Raw genomic sequence first — 21,244 nt, 5'->3', positions numbered from 1 at the left:
CCGCAGGGGCCGGGAATCGCGAGGGTGCGGCAATGGAATTGGCGCGCCCGAAGGGATTCGAACCCCTGACTTCCACCTCCGGAGGGTGGCGCTCTATCCAGCTGAGCTACGGGCGCTAAACGAGTGGTAGTTTATCATGTATGTGGGGAGTCCTGATCGCCCTTGCGGGCGATACGGGCGGCGCTCGCGCGGCTGCGCCGCTTCCCCGGCCCGAACGCAGGCGTCCGGGCGTTCGCCTCTGGCAAGGCCATGTTAAATGGCCTTGCCTTCGCTGCGCGAATCGCGGCTCACCCAGCTGAGCTACGGGCGCGTTAACGGTATAGTTTACTGCCCCGCACGCCCTGGGTCCATGTTGCTGTCAGTTGATCAGGCCTTATCGTCGAACAGACTGCCGATCATCTCGTCGACCGTCTTGACCACTTGCGCCGACGCCTGTCCCTGCAACTCGTAAGTCTTGAGTTCCACCAGGGCGCCGGCCAGCCCGGCGGGCGATTCGGCCTGCAACTGCCCGGTGCCGGCGATTTGTCCGGCGGTGTCGCGCACCCCGGCCAGGCTGCGGTTCAACCCCAGCAGGGCGAGTTGCATGGCGTTGTCGATCTTCATTGCCTCACTCCTGCAATCTCAGGCGAATACGTCCAGCATACCGCCCCGGGTCCCTTCCGGACGGTCCGTGCCTTGTGCATGTGCCGGGTCACGCTGCTGCGACTGCTCGCTGGCCGCCTCGCCGTGCTGAGCGGGCTGGACCGGCCGCGCGCTTTCCTGGGCGGGTCTGGCCTGAGGCGGGCGCAGCGGTTCCGAGGTGATCGACGGCAACGGGACTGCAACCGGTTGTATGTTCATCTTGTGCAAGCCACTGTTAATGATGGGAATCCCGATGAACCCGGTTCCGCTCCGGCGGCCTGCACGCATCCCTGGGCGGGCCTGGAGTCCTTCCTGAAGGGGGTAGCGGCGGACCCGGCCCTGACTTGAACCGTCATGGACTGGGCAGGGCAGTTTTCCGCCATGGGCCTTTCTCGTTATACTCACGCGCCTTGAGCCGGAATCGGCACGGATTTGACTCACGATGGAGAGGAACCGATGTATAAGGTGACATGCGCGAATTTCACACGCCTCGGCAGTACCCTGCTGCTGGGGCTGTTCCTGGCCGCCGGCGTCCAGGCCGCTGACGATCCCATGCAGGCGGAGAACATCGAAGCCCAGATCGCCCCCGTCGGAACGGTCAAGGTCGCCGGCAAGTCGGCCGCCGGCGAGGCGGACGCGGCGGCCGAGACCGGCGGCGGTGCCGCCCGCAGCGGCAGCGACATCTACAACAACTTCTGCATCGCCTGCCACGGCAGTGGTGTTGCCGGCGCGCCCAAGACCGGCGACAACGCCGCCTGGGCGCCGCGCGCCGGGAAGGGCCTCGACGGCCTGCTGGAAACGGCCACCAACGGCCTGAACGCCATGCCGCCCAAGGGCACCTGCGCCGACTGCTCCGAGGACGAGCTGCGCGGCGCGATCGCCTTCATGCTCAACGAAAGCGGCATCGAGGCCGAGGCCGGTACTGCCGCATCCGCACCCGCGTCCGAAACCGCCGCCCCGGCGAAGGCTGCAGCAGCCGAAAGCGGCGGCGTCGACGTGGCGCGCGCCAAGGAGATCTATCAGAGCAAGTGCTTCGCCTGCCACGGCACCGGCGCGGCCGGCGCCCCGGTGCTGGGCAAGGCCGACGCCTGGGCCCCGCGCATCGACAAGGGCATGGACACCCTGGTCAAGCATGCCGTCGAAGGCTTCAACGCCATGCCGCCCATGGGCACCTGCATGGACTGCTCCGAGGCCGAAATGCGCGCCGTGGTCGAGCACATGGTGGCCGAAAGCCAGTAAGCCTGCGCATCGGGCATGAAAAAAACCCCGCCCGGGTGACCGCGGCGGGGTTTTTTCATGCCCGGGTTCAGCCCGGCCGGCGCAGCAGATCCACCCGGATGGGCATGAGGAAGCGCGCGCCCTCGGGGCCCTGATGCTGCTCGAACGTCCTGCGGACTGTTTCATGAAGTTCGGGCGCGAGTTCATGCCGGGTATGGGTAACGTTCAGCACCCGCTGCTCGAAGTCGGCGAAATCGGCAAACGCCATCCGGGTCTGGAAGAAGTGCTGGCCGGCCAGTTCCAGCAGACCGGTCTCCACCGCCTGCCGCACCGCGGCAAAGGCCGCCTCGCGCACCTCGCGCTCATCATGGAACAGGCGCAGCACCTCGTTGAAATCCCCCGCGTAGACCGGCTCGGAGATGTAGGCCATACCCCCCGGACGCAGCACCCTGGCAATCTCGCCCATGGCCGTGTCCATGAGCTCGACCGGCACGTGGTGCAGGGATTTGAACATCATCACGATGTCGGCACTGGCATCTTCTGCCGGGATGGCCTCGGCCCCGGCATGGACGAAGGTCACACCCGGCAGGTCGTCAATGGCGAGATTCTTCTCGTGCTGCACCGTATCGACTTCGCAGGCCAGGATGGACCCTGGGCGTCCGGTTCCCGCAATGGCGCGGGTGTGCTGCGCGGCACCGCAGCCAAGTTCGATGATCCCGGCGCCATCCAGCGGCAGCAGTTCGGTGTAGACATCGAATTCATCCACCACCAGCCCCGGTTCGGGATTATGTATATGCATGGTTACTGACATGGCGCTCCCTTCTCGGACGGCGGAACAGCTGCTCAGGACAGCATCGATTTCAGATTGGCCAGATGCGCCTTGCCGCGCTCCTGGCGCGCCTCGGGGTCGACCTCGGTCCGTCGGTCCACCCAGACGATATCGTCGGCCGGCAGTTCCTCCAGGAAACGGCTCGGCTCGGTGCTGAGCCATTCACCGGCGCGCTTGCGCTTGCGGGCGAAGGTGCAGGTCAGCGTTTTCTGCGCCCGGGTGATGCCGACGTAGGCGAGCCGGCGCTCCTCCTCCAGGCTGTCCTCTTCCAGGCTGGTGCGATGCGGCAGGATCTCCTCTTCCATGCCGACCAGGTAGACATGCGGGAACTCCAGGCCCTTGGCTGCGTGCAGCGTCATCAGGTGCACCATGTCGCCGCCGGCATCGTCCTGGTTGCGGTCCAGGATGTCCATCAGACTCATGCGGCCGACGATGTCGCCGAGGGTGACATCGCCGTCGAGCTGCCGCTGCGCATGCTGCATCCAGCTCACCAGTTCCTCGACGTTGGCCCAGCGCCGGTCGGCCTCGTCCGGATCCTTCGCCTGCGCCTGCAGCCAGCCGGCGTAATCGATGTCGCTCAGCAGCTGACGGAACACCTCGATGGGATCACCGCCCTTCGCCATCTCGGCAATACTCACCACCCAGTTGGCGAACTCCTGCAGCTTCTTCACCGCCCGGCTGTTCAGGTGCTGCGCCAGTCCCAGTTCGTAGCAGGCGCACAACAGGCTGACACCGCGGTCGCTGGCGTACTCGCCGAGCTTTTCCAGCGTGGTAGTGCCGATCTCTCGCCGCGGGGTGTTGACCACGCGCAGGAAGGCGCGGTCATCGTCCTCGTTGACCAGCAACCGCAGGTAGGCGACCAGATCCTTGATCTCGCTGTACTCGAAGAAGGACATGCCGCCGCTCAGATGATAGGGGATGCGGTGCTCGCGCAGCGCCTTCTCGAACGGGCGCGACTGGTGGTTGCCGCGGTAGAGGATGGCGAAATCGCCGTCGCGCGCGCCATGGGTGAACTTGGCGTGCAGGATCTCGGACACCACGCGTTCGGCCTCGTGGTCGGGGTCGCGGCAGCCGATGATGCGCAGCGGCTCGCCGTAGCCCAGCGCGCTCCAGAGCTTCTTCTCGAACAGGTGCGGATTGTTGCCGATGAGCGTGTTGGCGCACTTGAGGATGCAGCCGCTGGAACGGTAGTTCTGCTCCAGCTTGATCACCTTCAGCCGCGGATAATCCTCCTTCAGCCGCGCCAGGTTCTCGGGTCGGGCGCCGCGCCAGGTATAGATGGACTGATCGTCGTCGCCCACGGCGGTGAAAAATCCCAACCGCCCGACCAGCTGCCGGACCAGTTCGTACTGGGCGCCGTTGGTGTCCTGGTATTCGTCCACCAGGAGATGGCGGATCCTACCCTGCCAGTGCTCGCGCGCCTCCATGTCGGACTGGAACAGACGCACCGGCTGCAGGATCAGGTCATCGAAATCGAAGGCGTTGTAGGCCTTCAGGCTGCGCTGATACTGGGCATAGAGCTGGGCGCAGGCCATGGCGCGGTCATCCGCGGCCTGTTCCACCGCCTGCTGCGGATAGATCAGGTCGTTCTTCCAATCCGAGATCTGCCAGCGCGCGGCGTCCGGATCCAGCGCCAGGCGTGACTTGCCGATCAGTTCTCGAATCAGGTGGGCGCTGTCGGCCGCATCCAGGATGCTGAAACTGGCCTTGAAGCCCAGGCGCCTGTGCTCGCGCTTGAGGATGTTCAGGCCCAGCGTATGAAAGGTCGAGATGGACAGGCCGCGGCCCTGGCCGCGGCTCAGGATCCGGCCGACGCGCTCGCGCATCTCCCGGGCGGCCTTGTTGGTGAAGGTCACGGCGGTGATGTAACGCGGCGACAGGGCATGATCCTCGATCAGGTGGGCGATCTTGCAGGTGATGACACGGGTCTTGCCGCTGCCGGCGCCGGCCAGGACCAGCAGGGGGCCGTCGACATGCCGCATGGCGGCACGCTGCTGGGGATTGAGATCTGCCACGGATGGGATGCGCTGCACGGTAGTGAATGAACCGGCATTCTACCCGCTTTCGCCGGGACCATAAATCGTGATTGCAGGTACCGGATTGCGATGGGTTTTGTGATCCGTGTGGCAATTCCGCCCGGCTCGCGGGCACTGTCTCCCGGAGTTGTGAAGGAGGCCGCACAAGGCCGGTCCTGCCGTGCCGATGGGGTGAGCATCCCGTAATCGTATTGAGGCCGCCCCATGCTGGAATCCGTTACCGATCGAATACAGTCCCTGCGCGATTCCTGGCAGCAGCTGCCCGGGCGCTGGCATGCCGAGCACCCCCTGCGCTACCGCGCTGCCGCCGCCGGGCTGGCGCTGGCCGGCTATGCCTGGCTGGTCGCCTTCCCGCTGCTGGTTCTGATCGCCGGGCTGCGCCTGGCCGCCAACGGGCTGCTGCCCGAGACCCCCTGGGGCTACCTCGATCATGCCCTGCTCGCACTCGGCCTGAGCGGCACCCTGGTGCTGGGCCGCGCCCGTTTCGCGCGGCCGGAAGGCGAGGTGGTCAGCCTGAGCGAGGCCCCGAGGCTGCACGCACTGGTTGAATCCGTGCGCCATGAACTGCAGGGTGCCACAGTGCACGAGATCCGCATCACCGGTGAGTTCGACGTGCGCCTGCTGCGCACGCCGGTCAGCGGCTTTCCCCTGGTCATGACCCACACGCTGCTGATCGGCATGCCGGCGCTGCAATGCCTGAGCGAGGCCCAGCTCAAGGCCTGGATCGCCTCCCAACTGGGCGAACTGTCGCGCCAGCGCATGCAGCTCGGCAGCTGGATCACCCAGCTGCGCCAGCTCTGGGTTCAGTACCGCAATCATTTCTGCGCCGGCAGCGGTCCGGCCCGGCTGCTGATCGGGCGCTTCTTCGACCGCTATACCCGGCTGTTTCACCGCTTCACCTCGCCCCTGATGCCGGCCCAGCAGCATGCGCGTGACCGCCATGCCCTGCGTACCCTGGGCTACGAGGACACCGCCGAGTGGATGGTCATGCAAAGCGTTATGGGTCGGTTCCTGGAACAGGATTACTGGCCCAGCGTGCATCACATCGCCGACAAGGCCCCCGAGCCCACCATCAACCCCTACCGCAACCTCGGCGTGCTGCTGCCGCGGCGGCTGGAGACCGACGAGGCCCGGCGCTGGCTGCGCGAGGCCTGGGCCCGCGGCAGCGGCAGCGAGAGCATGCCGTGCCTCAAGCAACGCCTGCAGGCCATCGCCGCCGGCGAGGCGCAGTTCCCCGGGCTGCCCGCGCCGCCCGCGGCCGAGGCACTGCTGGAGGATGCCTACGCGGGGCTGCTGGAACGCGTCGATGCCGCCTGGCAGGCGCGCGAACGGGATGCCTGGCAACTGCGTCACCAGAAAAGCTGCGCCGAACGCGAGCGTCTGGAGGCGCTCAGAGCCGAGGCCGGCAGCGATGGCCTGCGCGGCCGGCAGGCGATGGAGTTCGCCGCGCTGGTCAAACGCTACGGTACGAGCCAGGAGGCCTGCGACGCCTACGAGCAGATCCTGGCCCGGAATCCGGATGACGCCCGCATTGTGTTCGGCGCCGGCAAGTATTTCACCGGCCTGGGAGAGGAGCGCGGCATCGGGCTGCTGGAACAGGCCATGGAGATGGACAAACGCTATGTCGTCCCTGCCTGCCGGCTGATCTCCGAGTTCCGCAACCGCCGCGGCAATATCACCCGCTTTCCCGCCCATGAAGGGCAGACCATCCGCCGGCGGGTCAGCTGAACCGGGCCGCGGCTTGACTGCCGCGCGCCGGCGCCGCATCGTTCACGGACGATGACCGCCTCCGCCTTCCGCACGACCGTCGCCCCCATCACGCCGCTGCAGCAGCAGCAGGTGCGGGAGCAGACGCGCCTGTACCTGGGCCGCGGCAACCGGCTGCTGGAACGCAGCGCCCCGCTGCCGGCGATCGACTTCGACCTGCGGGGCCGGGCGGCGGGGCAGTTCCGGGTTCGGGGCGGCCGGGCCTGCATCCGCTACAACCCCTGGGTGTTCGCGCTCGACCTTGCCGGCCACCTGCGCGAGACGGTGCCGCACGAGGTCGCCCACTACCTGGTCTGGGAGCGTTTCGGCCGGACGGCACCGCATGGCCGGGAATGGCGGGCACTCATGCGCGCCTTCGGCGTGACGCCGCGGGCCACCGGCGACTATGCGCTGGACGGCGTGCCGGTGCGCCGGCAGCGGCGCCATGCCTATCGCTGCGGCTGCCGCCGCCATGCACTCAGCACCACCCGCCATAACCGCGCCCGCGCCGGCGTGCAGTATCGCTGCCGGCGTTGCGGTGAATCGCTCGAATACTGTCACGACCCCGCGCCGATTGGTTTATCATAAACGGCATCCGTCCGGCCCGGGAGCCATATATGTCGGAGCGACTGCGCATCAGCTGGTACGGCACCGCCGTCTTTCTCAGTTCCGCCTTCCTGCTGGTACTGGAAATCGTCGCAGGGCGGCTCATCGCACCCTATGTGGGCGTATCGCTCTACACCTGGACCTCCATCATCGGCGTGATACTGGCCGGCCTGTCGCTGGGCAACTGGCTGGGCGGCATCCTCGCGGATCGCGGCGCCGGTGAGACGGCAGCCGGCATCACGCTGGCGCTGGGCGGCCTGTTCAGCCTCGGCATCCTGTTTCTGCTGACACTGATCGCACCGCTGATCGAGGCCCGGGAACTGTCGCTGCTGAGCGCAAGCTTCCTCTATGTCCTGGCCCTGTTCTTCATTCCGGGCGTGCTGCTCGGCATCGTCACCCCCCTGCTCACCACCCTGGCGCTGAAATACGACCGGCGTACCGGTCACATCGTCGGCCGCATGCATGCCCTGGCCGCACTGGGCAGCATCCTCGGCACTTTCGTCACCGGGTACTGGCTGATCCAGTACTTCGGCACCCGTGGTGTCATCATCGCCACCGCCATCGGTCTGTTCCTGCTGGCAGCGCCTTTCCTGCGTCACGCCGCACGGCCGGCACTGCCGGCCATGCTCGCGGCCGGGCTGGTGCTGACCCTGCTGACCTACCGGCTGGACGGCTTCGCCAATCCCTGCGACAACGAAAGCAACTACTTCTGCATCCGCGTGATCGATGACAGCGGCGATCATCCCTACGGCACCACCCGCAGCCTGGTCCTCGACCACCTGATGCATGGCACCAATCACGCGACCCGACCCGACCTGCTGCTGGCTCCCTATGTCCACCTGATGGATGAGCTGGTGCTGGCGCACTTTACGCCGGAACGCAGCGAAAGCCTGCGCTGGTTCTTCATCGGCGGCGGCGCCTATACCCTGCCGCGCGCCGTGCGCGCACGCAGCCCGGCGGCCGACGTAACGGTGGCCGAACTCGATCCCCTGGTGACCCGGACCAGCGAGCAGCAGCTGTTTCTGGACACGACCGGCATGCGGCTGCTCCATGCCGATGCCCGCATTGCCCTCCAGCGGCAGCCCCCAGCGAACTTCGATGTCATCGTCGGGGATGCCTTTCATGACATCTCGGTGCCCTATCATCTGGTCACCCGTGAGTTCGCCCGGCTGGTACGTACCCGGCTGGCACCCGACGGGCTGTACCTGCTCAATGTGGTGGACAGCTTCCCGGACTCGCGCCTGGTCAAGAGCATCATGAAGACGCTGGCCACGGAATTCACTCACGTGGACGTCTGGCTGGATCAGATTCCGGCCGAGCCGATGCGCTTGGCGTTGGTCATTTCGGCCGGCAACGGCCCGGCGCCGCCGCCGGTACTCGCTGCCCGCCACGGGCTGGAACGTCGCTGGATGCGCATCACCGAACCCCTGCGCCAGACCGGCACGCCGCTGGCACAGCTGCCCCTGCTGAGCGATGATTTCGTGCCCGTGGAACGGCTGGTATCGAACTTCTTCCTCGGCGACCTGGGTCGCTAGACGCCCCCTTCGAAACCCAGCTGACGCCAGGCCTCGAATACGGCCACGGCCACGGTATTGGCCAGATTGAGACTGCGGCTGTCCGGGCGCATGGGCAGGCGCAGGACCCGCTCCGCCGGCAGGGCATCGAGCACCGAGGCGGGCAGGCCGCGGGTCTCGGGGCCGAACAGCAGCGCATCACCGGCGCGGAAGCCGGCCTCGGTGTGGCGCGTCCGACCGCGGGTGGAGAAGGCGAACAGGCGCGTGTCGGGCAGTGCCTGCAGGCAGCGGTCGAGATCCGCGTGCAGCGTCACCTCGGCGAATTCGCGATAATCCAGCCCGGCCCGGCGCAGCCGGCGGTCGTCCCAGTCGAACCCCAACGGCTCCACCAGGTGCAGGCGGCTGCCAGTGTTGGCGCAAAGGCGTATGATATTGCCGGTGTTGGGCGGGATCTCCGGCTGGTACAGGACAACGTGCAGCATATATTGAGTATTGGCGTCGCAGCACGCGCAATGCAACAGACTCGTCATTGCGAGGCGCGCAGCACCGCGGCACAAGCGAGTTTACGAGCGCAGAACGCCCGCAGGGCGGCCCCGAAGGGGTGAGCGTGGCGAATAATCTCCCACCGTTAGATGCTGCATTATGAGATTGCCACGCTACGCTCGCAATGACGTGCCCGTGACGTCCAAGACAAGTGAACTATGACAGACACGCTATCCGACAAACTGGCCATCGACTTCTGCGGCCTGCACTTCAGCAGCCCGCTGGTGCTGCTGTCGGGTTGCGTGGGCTTCGGCGAGGAGTACACCCGGGTGGCCGGCTTCTCCAACCGCGACGTGGGAGCGATCTGCCTCAAGGGCACCACCGGTGCGGCGCGGCTGGGCAACCCGCCGCACCGGGTCTACGAAACCCCGGCCGGCATGCTCAATGCCATCGGGTTGCAGAACCCGGGCGTGGACAAGGTGGTCGACGAGATCCTGCCCACCCTGGATTTCGACGAGACCCGCTTCATCGCCAATGTCTCCGGCTCCACCCTGGAGGAGTACGAGGCGGTCACCCGGCGCTTCGACGACTCGCCCATCGACGCCATCGAGATCAACATCTCCTGTCCCAACGTGAAGGAGGGCGGGGTGGCCTTCGGCAACGACCCGGACATGTCCGCGCGCGTGGTCGAGACCTGTCGCGCCGTGACCGACAAGCCGCTGATCACCAAGCTCTCGCCCAACCAGACCGACATCGCCGAGAACGCCCGGCGCTGCATCGAGGCCGGCTCGGATGCCTTCGCCGTGATCAACACGCTGATGGGCATGGCCATCGACATCGACAGCCGCACCCCGGTGATCGGCAACAACCAGGGCGGCCTGTCGGGCCCGGCCATCAAGCCCATCGCCCTGCTCAAGGTGCACCAGGTCGCCCAGGTCTGCCGCGCCCACGGCATTCCCATCATCGGCCAGGGCGGGGTGACCACGCCCGAGGATGCCCTCGAGTTCCTCATTGCCGGCGCCAGCGCCGTGGGCGTGGGCACCGCGCTCTTCTACGATCCGCTGATCTGCCAGCGCATCAACCGGGGCATTCTCGACTATCTCGACCGGCACGAACTGGCCTCGGTGAGTCAGCTGACCGATACCCTCGTCCTCAACGGCGCGACGGCCTGCTGACCCGCCGCCTCCCTTCCCGCGTCAAGATATCGACGTAACTTCCGGCACAGGCTGGAAAAAAACCCGCGCCGCACTATAAAGCGCGGCGCGCTGCGTCCGATATCTGTGACATGTATCAACAAATCAACCTCTATCAACCGGTCTTCCGTCACGAGAAGAAGGTCTTCTCGGCGCTGACCCTGTTGCAGCTGCTCGGCATCACCGTCCTGGTGCTGCTCGGGATCTATGCCGGGCTGCGCTGGCAGCTGGCCCAGGTCGAGCACAACCTGGCCGCCCTGGAAACCCAGCACGTCCGCCTCAACCAGCAGATCGATGCCCTGGAACAGGCCCAGGCCGGCAGCGAACTCGAGACGCTGGACAACCGGATTGCGCAGCTGGAACAGCGCCGCGGCCTGCTGGATCAGGTGCTGGAGGAACTGGACAGTTTCCAGGCGCCGGAACGGCGCTTCTCCGCCCTGCTGACCGGCCTGGCCCGGGTGCAGACAACCGGCCTGTGGCTGACCCGCATCGAACTGCTGGCCGACGGCGGCGCGACCCTGGAAGGCCGGGCCTGGGACGCCCAGCGCGTCCCCGCCTACCTGGAACAGCTCGGCGCCAGCGATCACCTCGGCGAACTCGGGCTGAGCCAGGTCCGCATCGACAACGGGCCCGAGACCGGGGGCGTACGCTTCAGCCTCAGCAACCGCCACGCGGACAGCACGCGACTCAGCCGCCGGGCGGACCGGAGGGAACCGACTTCATGAACATGGACACCTTCAGGAACTGGCAGGCCCGCATCGATGCGCTGTCTCTGCGCGAGCGCGCCTTCCTGTTGCTGACCACCGGCCTGATCCTGGGCTATCTCCTCTACCTGCTGCTGATTCAGCCCACCTGGCAGGCCCTGCATCAGGGCCAGGCCGAACTGGAAAGCCTGCAGACACGCCTGACTGCGCTGGAGATCCGTTCCCGCGATCTGGCCAGCGGCCGCGCCACTCCGGAACAGGAACGCCATGACCGCATCGCCGCGCTGCAGGCGCAGCTCGCCGAGCGCGAGTCCCGGCTGCAGGCGCGGCTGGGCGGGGTACTGGCCCCGCAGCAGGCGGCGCAATTATTGCAAAGCATCCTGGCGCAGACGCGGGGACTGCAGCTGCGCCAGCTGCACAGCCATGCCGGCGCCCCGCTGTTCAATAAGGGCCCGACCGCTGCAGCGACCGGCCCGGCGGTCGGCCGCTACAACCTGACCCTGGAGATGGAAGGCGGCTATGACGCCACCCGCCGCTTCCTGCAGCAGGTCGAGCAGCTGCCCTGGACCCTGTTCTGGGACAGCCTGGAGTATGAGGTGAAGGATCACCCTAATGCCATGATAAAACTGAATTTATATACACTCGGACACTCATGAGGACAGCCCCTGCCAAGCCTGCGGTACTGGCCGCCCTGCTGCTGCTGCTGGGCAGCGCTGCGGCCGGACCGGCCACAGCCTCCGCCCTGGCCGACCCGACCGCCCCCAACCCGCGCGGACAGCGCGGGGCACAGGGCATGGCGGATGCAGGACTGACCTGGACCCGGGTGACGGAAAACCGCCGCGAGGCCGTCATCAACGGCATCCGGGTGACGGAAGGCGACCGCCTGGGCGGGGTGCGCATCCTGCGCATTCGCCACGGCGCGGTCATGATCGAAACGGCCAGTGGTCGCAGCACGCTGCGATTGCAGCCCAGCAGGATAAAACAGCGCCCCTGAGCGGGCAGGCGAAGGACCGTGACCATGAAATCTCCGACCCCCGCACTCTCCCTGATCCTCGTCGCCGCGCTTGGCGCGGCCGGCTGCCAGCACCTGCCCGAACAGGATGCCCGCAGCGTGGCCCCGAACCTGGACAGCATCGACACCGCCATGGCCGCATCCGAAACCGCCCCCCGCGAGGCCGGGCCCGCGCTGCCCCCGCAGGTGCAGGACACGCTGCTGCCGCCGGTCGCGGTGGAATTGCCGGCATCGGCCCGCAAGGTCGAGCAGCGCTTCGACATCGCTGTCAACGAGATCCCGGCCCGGCAGTTCTTCATCGGTCTGGTCGAGGACAGCCCCTACAACATGGTGGTGCATCCTGACGTGGCCGGCAGCCTGACCCTGGATCTGAAGAACGTCAGCGTCGAGGAGGTCATGCAGACAGTGCGTGACGTCTATGGCTACGAGTACCGCCGCAACGGCAACGTCTACCAGGTGATGCCGGCGCGCATGCGCTCGCGGGTGTTCAAGGTGGACTATCTCAATATCCAGCGCACCGGCAGTTCGCGCACCCGGGTCAGTTCGGGTCAGGTCAGCGAGGCCGCCGGCGGCGGTGATGACGACGGCGAGAACGGTTCCAGCAGCAGCCGTTCCGACAGCGGCAGCAGCCGCGCCTCGGTGTCCGGCAGCGAGGTCAACACCCGTTCCGAATCCGATTTCTGGAGCGAACTCAGGGATGCCCTGACCATGCTCATCGGCGAGGAGGAGGGCCGCCGGGTGGTGATCAATGCCCAGGCCGGCATCCTGGTGGTGCGCGCGCTGCCGGGCGAGCTGCGCGACGTGGAGGAATACCTGGCCACGCTGCAGGACGTGGTCCAGCGCCAGGTCATCCTGGAGGCCAAGATCGTCGAGGTGGAACTCAACGAGGGTTTCCGCACCGGCATCAACTGGAGCGCACTGGGCGAGCCGAAGACGGGTCAGACCGTGTTCGGCGGCCAGGCCGGCGGCGGCAGCATCATCACCGACGGCGTATCCGAATTCGCCGGTTCACCGGTCACGCTGAGCCCGGGCGCCGGGATCATCGCGGCCGAGACCTCCAGCTTCGGCGGTATGAACTTCCTGTCCATCAACATGAACGATTTCACCGCCTTCCTCGAACTGCTCAAGAGTCAGGGCAAGGTGCAGGTGCTGTCCAGCCCGCGGGTGTCCACGGTCAACAACCAGAAGGCTGTGATCAAGGTGGGTACGGACGAGTTCTTCGTCACCGATGTGGAGACCGATACCAACACCACGCTCAACACCACCAATCAATCGGTCAATGTCGAGCTCACACCCTTCTTCTCCGGGGTGGCGCTGGACGTGATCCCGCAGATCAGCGCCGATGACGAGGTCACCCTGCACATCCATCCGACGGTCAGCGAGGTCAGCGAACGCACCAAGAGCATCAATGTCTCCACCGAAACCAGCCTGGAGATCCCGCTGGCGCTGTCCAGCATCCGCGAGTCCGACACCATCATCCGCGCCCGCAGCGGCCAGATCGTGGTCATCGGCGGTCTGATGAAGGACCAGCAGACCAACGAGGTGGCCAAGACCCCGGGGCTGGGCGACGTGCCCATGTTCGGCAAGCTGTTCCAGCACCAGCGCGAACGCAAGACCAAGAGCGAGTTGGTGATCCTGCTACGGCCCATCGTCACCTCCGGCCGGGACAGTCAGGTCTGGAACGAGCAGGTCCGCCAGTCGGCCGAACGCATCGGACGCATGCAGGCGCCGGGGCCTGCCGCGCAGCACTGAATACAGGGCAGGCAAGGGAATGTACCTCGAACACTTCCGACTGCGCGAGGCGCCATTCAATCTCACGCCGGATACCGGTTTCTATTTTGAATCGCCCAGCCACCAGGAGGCGTTGAACACGCTGCTGGTCGCGCTGCGCAGCGGCACCGGTTTCATCAAGGTCACCGGCGAGGTCGGTACCGGCAAGACGCTGCTGTGCCGCAAGCTGCTCAACAGCCTGGACGAGAACACCGTCACCGCCTGGCTGCCCAACCCCTTCGTCAACGCCACCGCCCTGCGCATGGCCTTCGCCGAGGAACTGGGGCTGGAATTCCCCCGCAACCTGGGCCAGCACCGGCTGCTGAAACTGATCACCGACCGCCTGCTGGAACTGGCCGCCGCCGGCAGGCAGGTGGTGCTGCTCATCGACGAGGCCCAGGCCCTGCCGGACGAGACGCTGGAGGCGATACGGCTGCTGACCAACCTGGAGACCGAAAAGCAGAAACTGCTGCTGGTGGTGCTGTTCGGCCAGCCCGAACTGGACGCCCGGCTGGAGCAGCCGCGCATCCGCCAGCTCAGGCAGCGCATCATCTTCAGTTATCGACTGCGGCCCCTGACCGCAAGTGAAACCCGCGCCTATGTGCAGCACCGGCTGGCCGCGGCCGGCCGGCCCGAGGCCGGGCTGTTCGCCCCGCGCGCCCTGCGCCGGCTGCACCGGGCCGGCCGCGGCATCCCGCGCCTGATCAACATCCTCGGCCACAAGGCCCTGATGTCGGCGTTCGGCACCGGCGGACATCGGGTCACGGATCGTGATGTGCGCCGCGCCATCCATGATACCGAGGACGCCGCCCCGACCGGCCTGTTCTCCGGCTGGCGCCTGACCCTGGGCGCGGCCGGTGTCGCCGGCGCCGGGGCCGGCGCCTTCCTGCTGCTGGGGGCGCTGGCATGAGTCTGGTCAACCAGGTCCTGCGCGATCTCGACGCGCGCCGCGAGGCACAGCCGCTGGATGCGGCCCTGGACGGCCTGCGTTCGGCACCGCCGGCCACGCGCTCGGCCCACAAGGCCGGCATCGCTCTCGGGACGCTGGTCCTGCTCGGTCTGGTCGGCACCCTGGCCTGGGTCTACCTGCAGCCACCGCAGCAATCCACCGTGGCCAGCGAGCGCCCCCGTCCGGCAGCGGTCGAGGCATCGGAACCGCCGATTGTGCAAACGGCATCGCCGCTGCGGCTGGCTGCGGACGTGCCTGTATCGTCCACACCGGCGCCGGGCACAGACGTCCAGACCGGGGCCGTGGCGGATAACACCCGCTCTGCGTCGACCGTCGTCCGCCCGTCTCCGCCCGAACCGGCGGCTTCGACAACGCCACCCGTGACGACAGCCGGAGAACCCGGCCGGAATGACGCCGCGGCTGCCGCGGCGGAAACAGCCGCTGCGACAGCCGCCCCGAGCATGCGCAAGACGCCGCGCCCGCTCAGCGCGACCGAGGTCGCCGAACAACATTTCGCCGAGGGCATCGCGGCCCTCGGACAGGGTCAGTGGCGACTGGCCGAGCAGAGCCTGCAGGCCGCGCTCCAGACCGACGCGTGGCACCTGCGCGCGCGCGAGTCCCTGACCGGGGTACTGATCTACCAGGGCCGCCGGCGCGAGGCCGAGCAGGTACTCGCCGCCGGCCTCGAGCGCCACCCGCAGGCCCCCTCCCTGGCCCGTCCGTATGCCCGCCTGATCCTGGAGCAGGGCCGCGACACGGCCGCCATCGAGGTGCTGGAAACCGCCCTGGTCAACGCCGCCGACAATGCCGACTACCTGGCTCTGCTGGCGGGGGTCTATCAGCGCAACCAGCGTTACACCGACGCCGCCGCGAGCTACCGCAGCGCCCTGTCGCTGGCGCCACAGCGCGCGGCCTGGTGGCTGGGCCTCGGCCTGGCGCTGGAAGGCAGCGGCGAACTGCCGCGTGCCGCCGGCGCCTACCGCAGTGCCATCGAGAACCCGGGCCTGAACCCGGACGCCCGCCGCTACGCCGAGCAACGGCTGCAGCAACTCAATTATCTCCTCGGACGCCAGTAAGGAAACGGATATGCCTATGGCCGCGCCCAAGAAAGTCCGCATCGGCGACCTGCTGGTCGAGCACCGGATCATTTCCGAGTCCCAGCTCTCGGCCGCGTTGGCCGAGCAGAAGAAAAGCGGCCGCAAGCTCGGCCGGGTGCTGATCGATCACGGTTATGTACAGGAGGATGCACTGCTCAAACTGCTGTCCGAACAGCTGGACATGCCCTACATCGACCTGGGCACCTTCGAGCTCAATCCGTCCGTGGTGCAGCGGCTGCCCGAGACCTTCGCCCGCCGCTACCGCGCCCTGGTACTGAAGGAGACCCCGACCGGTCTGCTGGTCGGCATGGGCGATCCCACCGACATCTTCGCCTTCGACGAACTGGCCCGGGTGCTCAAGCGCCCGCTCACCCTGGCCGTGGTCAAGGAGTCCGATCTGCTGCACGCCATCGATCAGATGTACGAGCATGGCGCCCAGATCCGCAACCTGGCCTCCGAGATCGGCCAGGATCTGTCCGAGAACGCCTTCGACCTGGGCAACCTGACCGCCGAATCCAGCCAGTCCGATGCCCCGGTGGTCAAGCTGCTGCAGACGATTTTCGAGGATGCAGTCCGCGCCAAGGCCTCGGATATCCACATCGAGCCCGACGAGGACGTGTTGCGCATCCGCCGCCGCGTCGACGGCGTGCTGCACGAACAGGTGATGGACGAGAAGCGCATCGCCGCCGCCCTGGTCTCACGGCTCAAGCTCATGGCCGGCGGCGACATCTCCGAGCGGCGCAAGCCACAGGACGGGCGCTTCACACTGAAGGTGAAGGACACCCAGATCGACGTGCGCATGGCCACCGTGCCGACCCAGAACGGCGAGGCCGCGGTGCTGCGCCTGCTGGACCAGGACGCCGGACGCTTCAACCTGGACGACCTGGGCATGCCGGCGGCGGTGCTGACCAGCTTCCGCCGCCAGATCCACAAGCCGCACGGCCTGGTGCTGGTCACCGGCCCGACCGGCAGCGGCAAGACCACCACGCTCTACGCCGCGCTGGGCGAGTTGAACCGGCCGCAGAAGAAGATCATCACCGTCGAGGACCCGGTCGAGATCCAGATGTCGCGGGTCAACCAGGTCCAGGTCAATCCCAAGATCGGCCTCGGCTTTGCCGAGGTGCTGCGCACCACCCTGCGCCTGGACCCCGACATCATCCTGGTCGGCGAGATACGCGATCAGGAGACCGGCGAGATCGCCCTGCGCGCCTCGCTCACCGGCCATCTGGTGCTGTCCACCCTGCACACCAATGACGCGGTCAGCAGTGCCATCCGCCTCATCGACATGGGTCTGGAACCCTACCTGGTGGCCTCCTCGGTCAGCGCCATAGTCGCCCAACGGCTGGTGCGCACCCTGTGCGAGAGTTGTCGCAACGAACACACGCCCACGGCCGCCGAGCATGCCTGGTTGCAGGCCCTGGAGGGCAGGGACACGACGCCCGCCACCTTCTATGAAGGCACAGGCTGCAACAAGTGCAACCACACCGGCTACCGTGGCCGCACCGGCGTCTACGAGATCCTGGATCTGAGCCCCGACCTGATCGATGCCCTGCGCCAGAACGACCAGAGCGCCTTCGAGCGCATCAGCCAGGCCGACAACCGCTACCGGCCGCTGGTCCACCACGCCCTCGACCTGGCCGGCGAGGGCCAGACCTCGCTGGAGGAGGCCATGCGCCTGACGGGTTGGATTGAGTGAGCCGGGTTATGGAAACGCAGAGGACGCAGAGGACGCAGAGGCGCAGAGGCGCAGAGGCGCAGAGGCGCAGAGTGTTTTAAAAATGGCAGAATCGTGGATGTGCTGTTCAGCCGCGTTGCCACACTCTTGCCTCTTCAGGCGAAGAGGCTGTGCAATATTATATTGCCTTTGCGCCTCCGCGTCTCCGCGCCCTCTGCGTTAATACCGCACACTCAGGGATATCCACATGCCGCTGTTTGAGTACAAGGCCCGTGGGCCGCGCGGGGATGCGATCGAGGGCAGGGTGGAGGCCAACACCGTCGATGCTGTGGCCGGCCGTCTGATCGAAGGCGGGCTGGTGCCGATCGAGATCCAGCCGGCGCAGGTTAAGAGTCACTGGAACCGCGACCTCAACGACATCTTCCCCGAGAAGGTCAAACTCGCCGACCTGATCCAGTTCAGCCGCCAGATGCACAGTCTGCTGCGCGCCGGCGTGCCCATCCTGTCGGCGCTCAACGGCCTGACCGGCACCACCCGCAACCGCACCCTGGCTAAAGCCCTGGCCGGGATCAGCGACATGCTCGAGGCCGGTCATGACCTGGCCAGCGCCCTGGCCCGGCATGAGGCCATCTTCAGCTCCTTCTATATAAGCCTGGTGCGGGTCGGCGAGACCACCGGTCAGCTGGAAGAGATCTTCCTGCAACTGGCCTACTACCTTGAACGCGAGAAGAAGACCCGTGACCAGATCAAGTCGGCCCTGCGCTATCCGATCTTCGTGATCAGCGCCATTGCCATCGCACTGGCCATCATCAATGTGTTCGTCATCCCGGCCTTCAGTGATGTATTCGCCCGCTACGATGCCGAGTTGCCGATGATGACCCGCTTCCTGATCGGCATGTCGGATTTCTTCGTCAATCAGTGGCCGGTGTTGCTGGCCCTGCTCATCGGGAGCTTCTTCGGTCTGCGGATGTACCTGAACAGCGAGAGCGGCCGCTACCGCTGGGACCGCTTCAAGCTGCGCCTGCCGCTGGTCGGCACGGTACTGGAGAAAGCCACCCTGTCGCGCTATGCGCGTCTGTTCAGCCTGGCGCACAAGGCCGGGGTGCCGCTGATGACCACGCTCACCGTGATCTCCAAGGCGGTGGACAACTCCTATTTCGAAGACCGGGTACTGGCCATGCGCACCGGCATCGAGCGCGGCGATTCCATCACCAACACCGCGATGGCCTCCGGGCTGTTTGATCCGCTGGTGCTGCAGATGATGGCGGTGGGCGAGCAGTCCGGCACCCTGGACGAACTGCTGGGCGAGGTCGCCCGCTACTACGACCAGGAGGTGGAATACAGCATCGAGCGCCTGGCCGGCAGCATCGAGCCCATCCTGACCGTGGTCATCGGCATCATGGTGCTGGTGCTCGCGCTGGGCATCTTCCTGCCCATGTGGGGCATGGCGGGCGCCATCCTGGGCAAGCCGACGCCGGGGACCTGATCCCGTCCCCTCCCCTCGGGAGAGGGGGCAGGGGTGAGGGGAATGCCTCTGGCCCATAAAAAAGTTAGCGCCTGATCCCTAAAGGTTTTCAAGACGGCGGACGCTAACCCCCATACACAGGGCAGTGACCCCATGTGGATGATATTACGACCAAAGGAGCACGAACATGAAACGTCAATCCGGTTTTACTCTGATCGAGCTGGTGATGGTGATCGTCATCCTCGGCATTCTGGGCGCCATTGCCACGCCGATCTTCGTTGATCTCGAATCCGACGCCCAGGATGCTGCTGAGCGCGGCATGAGCGGCGCGGTCAAGGCCGCCCACGCTGTGGCCATCGCCGATCTGAAGCGATTCCCCACCCTGACCGAGTTGGAGACCTACATCCAGGGTGAGAATGTCGCGGTCGCCGGCGGTGGTAACGGCATCAATGTGGACATCGGCGGCAACATCTCGGTGGTGCCGACCTTCACCGACACCAACTGTTCGACCGCAAGCAGCGCGGCCGGCGATACCATCCGCTGTGTCGGGAACATCTGATACGGCCTGACGGCCCACTGGCTGTAAGTGCGTGCAAGAGGGTGGGCCATCGTGCCCACCCTTTTGCGTCCCGGGCACCGGAAGGAAACGGCGTCATGCGGCAACAGGGATTCACACTGATCGAACTGATCGTGGTCATGCTGGTCATGGCCGTGCTGGCGGCCTATGTCGGCACCCGCTGGTCATTCGGCGATGCCACGGTCAGCACCCAGGCCGAACAGCTGGCACGTGATCTGCGTCATACCCAGATGCTGGCCATGCAGCAGGGCCGGACGCTGCGTCTGGAATCCATCGGCGGCGGTTACCGGGTCACCGACGGTGCCAGTGTCATCCTCGATCCGGCCACCCATGAAGACTTCATCCAGGCACTGGATAACGGCGTCAGCCTCAGCGGCGGACCGGTCGAGTTCGACTCCCTGGGCCGGCCGGTCAGCGGCGGCAGTCTCACCAGCGCGGCCGTTGGTTTCAGTCTCAGCGGCAGCAGTGACACGGTGGCGGTGAGCGTTGCGCCGGTGACCGGCTTCGTGAGCGGGCCATGAAGAGCACCACGGAAAACACGGAAAGCACGGACGTGAATAGCCACAAGGAGCGATCAAGCTCCCCGTCATCCCGGCGCAGGCCGGGATCCAGTAACCGCTGCGGCCGGTTCAACCCGGTCTGCGCCGGGTTGACAGGGTCGTCAGAGTCTTTCCATACAGGCTTCGGTGGATGCCTGGATCCCGGCCTGCGCCGGGATGACGGTAATGGTGGATCTCATGGCAGATTTGAACATTCCGTGTTTTCCGTGGCCATTTCTGAAAGGCAAACCGGCTTCAGTCTGATCGAGCTGGTCATGGTGATCGTCATCCTGGCGCTGGCCTCGCTGGCCATCGGCAGTCAGTTCATGCAGAGCGCGCAGAGTTGGATGCTGGACGAGCGCATCCAGACCGCCAGTCAGCTGGCGCAGGCCCGTGCCGAGCAGCTGCTGGCCGACCGCCGGCTCAATGACTACAGCGCAGTGCCAGCCGGAACCAGTACGGAAACCCTCTCCGGCAACTACACCGGCTATACCCGCACCACCGCGGTCTCGGCCTACGCCGGCGCGGCCTGCCCGGTGGCCGACTGCCGCCAGGTGGTGATCACCGTGACCGACAGCGACGGCCAGGTCCGTGCCGAGACCACGCTCATGGTGGCGAACTACTGATGCGCACACCGATGCCACTGGACCGCTGCAGCCGCGGCTTCACCCTTATCGAGATGGTGGTCACTCTCCTGATACTGTCGATCCTCGGCGGCGTGACCGCCTATACCATCAGCCACGGCGCGCGGGCCTTCATCGACAGTCGCACCGTCGTCACCACCCTGAGCAAACTGCGCCTGGCCAGCGAGCGCCTGGCGCGCGAGATCCGCAGCGTGCGCCGGGATCCGGCCGCGCCATCGCAGTATGATTTCAATGGCTTCCCCACCGCGACTGGCCTGAGCTTTGATCGGCTGGAAGCCGACGGTGTGACCGTGACCACCGTCAGCATCGACGGCAGCACCAATCCGATCACGCTGGAATACGACACGCCTTCTGGTGCGCAGACGCTTACCGACCAGGTCAGCAATTTCAGCCTGGCCTACTACCAGGCCGACGGCGTCACCGCCGCAACCACCACTGCCGACATTGCCTTCGTCGAGTTCGAACTGGTGCTGCAGGATACCAACGGCAACAGCTATCCCCAGCGCACCCGGGTCGCTTTGAGGAACCAGCAATGAAGCGCCTCAGGTCAAGGCAGAGATCGCTTT

General features: G+C 66.4%; 22 protein-coding genes and 1 tRNA gene. 17 read left to right on the top strand and 6 right to left on the bottom strand.

Annotated elements, in window-relative coordinates:
• Positions 1–39: 39 nt before the first annotated feature.
• The 3 genes from COW1_RS12925 to COW1_RS12915 form a co-directional block, all read right to left on the bottom strand.
• Positions 40–116, bottom strand: a tRNA-Arg gene (locus tag COW1_RS12925).
• A gap of 250 nt (positions 117–366) precedes the next feature.
• The gene (locus tag COW1_RS12920; protein WP_201344426.1) at positions 367–603 is read right to left on the bottom strand and encodes a hypothetical protein; all 237 of its coding nucleotides are present in this window, start codon (positions 601–603) and stop codon (positions 367–369) included.
• Between the two features lie 18 nt (positions 604–621).
• Positions 622–840, bottom strand: a complete 219-nt coding sequence (locus tag COW1_RS12915) for a hypothetical protein (protein ID WP_201344425.1) — start codon at positions 838–840, stop codon at positions 622–624.
• A gap of 237 nt (positions 841–1,077) precedes the next feature.
• On the opposite strand from COW1_RS12915, the gene COW1_RS12910 reads away from it, so the two are divergent.
• On the top strand, positions 1,078–1,860 hold the full coding sequence (locus tag COW1_RS12910; protein WP_201344424.1) for a cytochrome c5 family protein: 783 nt from the start codon (positions 1,078–1,080) through the stop codon (positions 1,858–1,860).
• Between the two features lie 67 nt (positions 1,861–1,927).
• Here the strand turns inward: COW1_RS12910 and COW1_RS12905 are convergent, their stop codons facing one another.
• Together COW1_RS12905 and rep are read right to left on the bottom strand one after the other, a co-directional pair.
• Complete coding sequence (locus COW1_RS12905) at positions 1,928–2,638, bottom strand: class I SAM-dependent methyltransferase (protein WP_201344423.1); 711 nt, start codon at positions 2,636–2,638, stop codon at positions 1,928–1,930.
• 44 nt (positions 2,639–2,682) lie between these two features.
• The gene (rep, locus tag COW1_RS12900; protein ID WP_201344422.1) at positions 2,683–4,683 is read right to left on the bottom strand and encodes a DNA helicase Rep; all 2,001 of its coding nucleotides are present in this window, start codon (positions 4,681–4,683) and stop codon (positions 2,683–2,685) included.
• A gap of 225 nt (positions 4,684–4,908) precedes the next feature.
• Here rep and COW1_RS12895 point away from each other — a divergent pair, with 225 nt between their 5' ends.
• Genes COW1_RS12895 through COW1_RS12885 form a run of 3 tightly spaced genes read left to right on the top strand, consistent with a single transcriptional unit; the run spans position 4,909 to position 8,591 of the window.
• Entirely contained in the window at positions 4,909–6,432 is a 1,524-nt protein-coding gene (locus tag COW1_RS12895; protein ID WP_201344421.1) for a hypothetical protein, read from the top strand.
• Positions 6,433–6,483: 51 nt separating this feature from the next.
• Positions 6,484–7,038 (top strand): SprT-like domain-containing protein, encoded by a 555-nt coding sequence (locus tag COW1_RS12890; protein ID WP_201344420.1) that lies wholly within the window; start codon positions 6,484–6,486, stop codon positions 7,036–7,038.
• A gap of 29 nt (positions 7,039–7,067) precedes the next feature.
• On the top strand, positions 7,068–8,591 hold the full coding sequence (locus tag COW1_RS12885; protein ID WP_201344419.1) for a fused MFS/spermidine synthase: 1,524 nt from the start codon (positions 7,068–7,070) through the stop codon (positions 8,589–8,591).
• Here COW1_RS12885 and trmL read toward each other — a convergent pair.
• Entirely contained in the window at positions 8,588–9,052 is a 465-nt protein-coding gene (gene trmL, locus COW1_RS12880) for a tRNA (uridine(34)/cytosine(34)/5-carboxymethylaminomethyluridine(34)-2'-O)-methyltransferase TrmL (RefSeq protein WP_201344418.1), read from the bottom strand. The two genes, COW1_RS12885 and trmL, sit on opposite strands and share 4 nt — an antisense overlap.
• A 219-nt stretch (positions 9,053–9,271) precedes the next feature.
• On the opposite strand from trmL, the gene COW1_RS12875 reads away from it, so the two are divergent.
• From COW1_RS12875 to COW1_RS12815, 13 genes are all read left to right on the top strand, one after another.
• Positions 9,272–10,228 carry a dihydroorotate dehydrogenase gene (locus COW1_RS12875; protein WP_201344417.1) on the top strand — a complete coding sequence of 319 codons (957 nt, stop codon included), beginning with the start codon at positions 9,272–9,274 and terminating at the stop codon, positions 10,226–10,228.
• Positions 10,229–10,338: 110 nt separating this feature from the next.
• Positions 10,339–10,971 carry a PilN domain-containing protein gene (locus COW1_RS12870; protein ID WP_201344416.1) on the top strand — a complete coding sequence of 211 codons (633 nt, stop codon included), beginning with the start codon at positions 10,339–10,341 and terminating at the stop codon, positions 10,969–10,971.
• On the top strand, positions 10,968–11,606 hold the full coding sequence (gspM, locus tag COW1_RS12865; RefSeq protein WP_201344415.1) for a type II secretion system protein GspM: 639 nt from the start codon (positions 10,968–10,970) through the stop codon (positions 11,604–11,606). Before COW1_RS12870 ends, gspM begins: the two co-directional genes overlap by 4 nt.
• Positions 11,603–11,944 (top strand): hypothetical protein, encoded by a 342-nt coding sequence (locus COW1_RS12860; RefSeq protein WP_201344414.1) that lies wholly within the window; start codon positions 11,603–11,605, stop codon positions 11,942–11,944. Before gspM ends, COW1_RS12860 begins: the two co-directional genes overlap by 4 nt.
• Before the next feature lie 24 nt (positions 11,945–11,968).
• Positions 11,969–13,714, top strand: a complete 1,746-nt coding sequence (mshL, locus tag COW1_RS12855) for a pilus (MSHA type) biogenesis protein MshL (protein WP_201344413.1) — start codon at positions 11,969–11,971, stop codon at positions 13,712–13,714.
• 19 nt (positions 13,715–13,733) lie between these two features.
• Positions 13,734–14,642 (top strand): ExeA family protein, encoded by a 909-nt coding sequence (locus tag COW1_RS12850; RefSeq protein ID WP_201344412.1) that lies wholly within the window; start codon positions 13,734–13,736, stop codon positions 14,640–14,642.
• The gene (locus COW1_RS12845) at positions 14,639–15,757 is read left to right on the top strand and encodes a tetratricopeptide repeat protein (RefSeq protein WP_201344411.1); all 1,119 of its coding nucleotides are present in this window, start codon (positions 14,639–14,641) and stop codon (positions 15,755–15,757) included. The genes COW1_RS12850 and COW1_RS12845 overlap by 4 nt, the downstream gene beginning before the upstream one ends.
• Before the next feature lie 10 nt (positions 15,758–15,767).
• On the top strand, positions 15,768–17,474 hold the full coding sequence (locus COW1_RS12840; protein WP_242466434.1) for a GspE/PulE family protein: 1,707 nt from the start codon (positions 15,768–15,770) through the stop codon (positions 17,472–17,474).
• A gap of 226 nt (positions 17,475–17,700) precedes the next feature.
• Positions 17,701–18,939: a type II secretion system F family protein gene (locus tag COW1_RS12835; protein ID WP_201344410.1), complete on the top strand. Its 1,239-nt coding sequence runs from the start codon at positions 17,701–17,703 to the stop codon at positions 18,937–18,939.
• Positions 18,940–19,105: 166 nt separating this feature from the next.
• Positions 19,106–19,477 carry a type II secretion system protein gene (locus COW1_RS17195; protein ID WP_201344409.1) on the top strand — a complete coding sequence of 124 codons (372 nt, stop codon included), beginning with the start codon at positions 19,106–19,108 and terminating at the stop codon, positions 19,475–19,477.
• A 95-nt stretch (positions 19,478–19,572) separates the two neighbouring features.
• Positions 19,573–20,016: a GspH/FimT family protein gene (locus COW1_RS12825; RefSeq protein WP_201344408.1), complete on the top strand. Its 444-nt coding sequence runs from the start codon at positions 19,573–19,575 to the stop codon at positions 20,014–20,016.
• Positions 20,017–20,261: 245 nt separating this feature from the next.
• The gene (locus COW1_RS12820; RefSeq protein ID WP_201344407.1) at positions 20,262–20,660 is read left to right on the top strand and encodes a type II secretion system protein; all 399 of its coding nucleotides are present in this window, start codon (positions 20,262–20,264) and stop codon (positions 20,658–20,660) included.
• A complete protein-coding gene (locus COW1_RS12815; protein ID WP_201344406.1) occupies positions 20,660–21,214 on the top strand; it encodes a type II secretion system protein J in 555 nt (184 codons plus the stop codon). The genes COW1_RS12820 and COW1_RS12815 overlap by 1 nt, the downstream gene beginning before the upstream one ends.
• The last annotated feature ends 30 nt before the right edge of the window (positions 21,215–21,244 follow it).

It is taken from the genome of Thiohalobacter sp. COW1 (assembly GCF_016629505.1).
In the GTDB taxonomy this organism is placed as follows: domain Bacteria; phylum Pseudomonadota; class Gammaproteobacteria; order Thiohalobacterales; family Thiohalobacteraceae; genus Thiohalobacter; species Thiohalobacter thiocyanaticus_A.
Note: the sequence above shows the minus strand (reverse complement) of the source record. Positions and strands in the feature narration are given on the sequence as shown.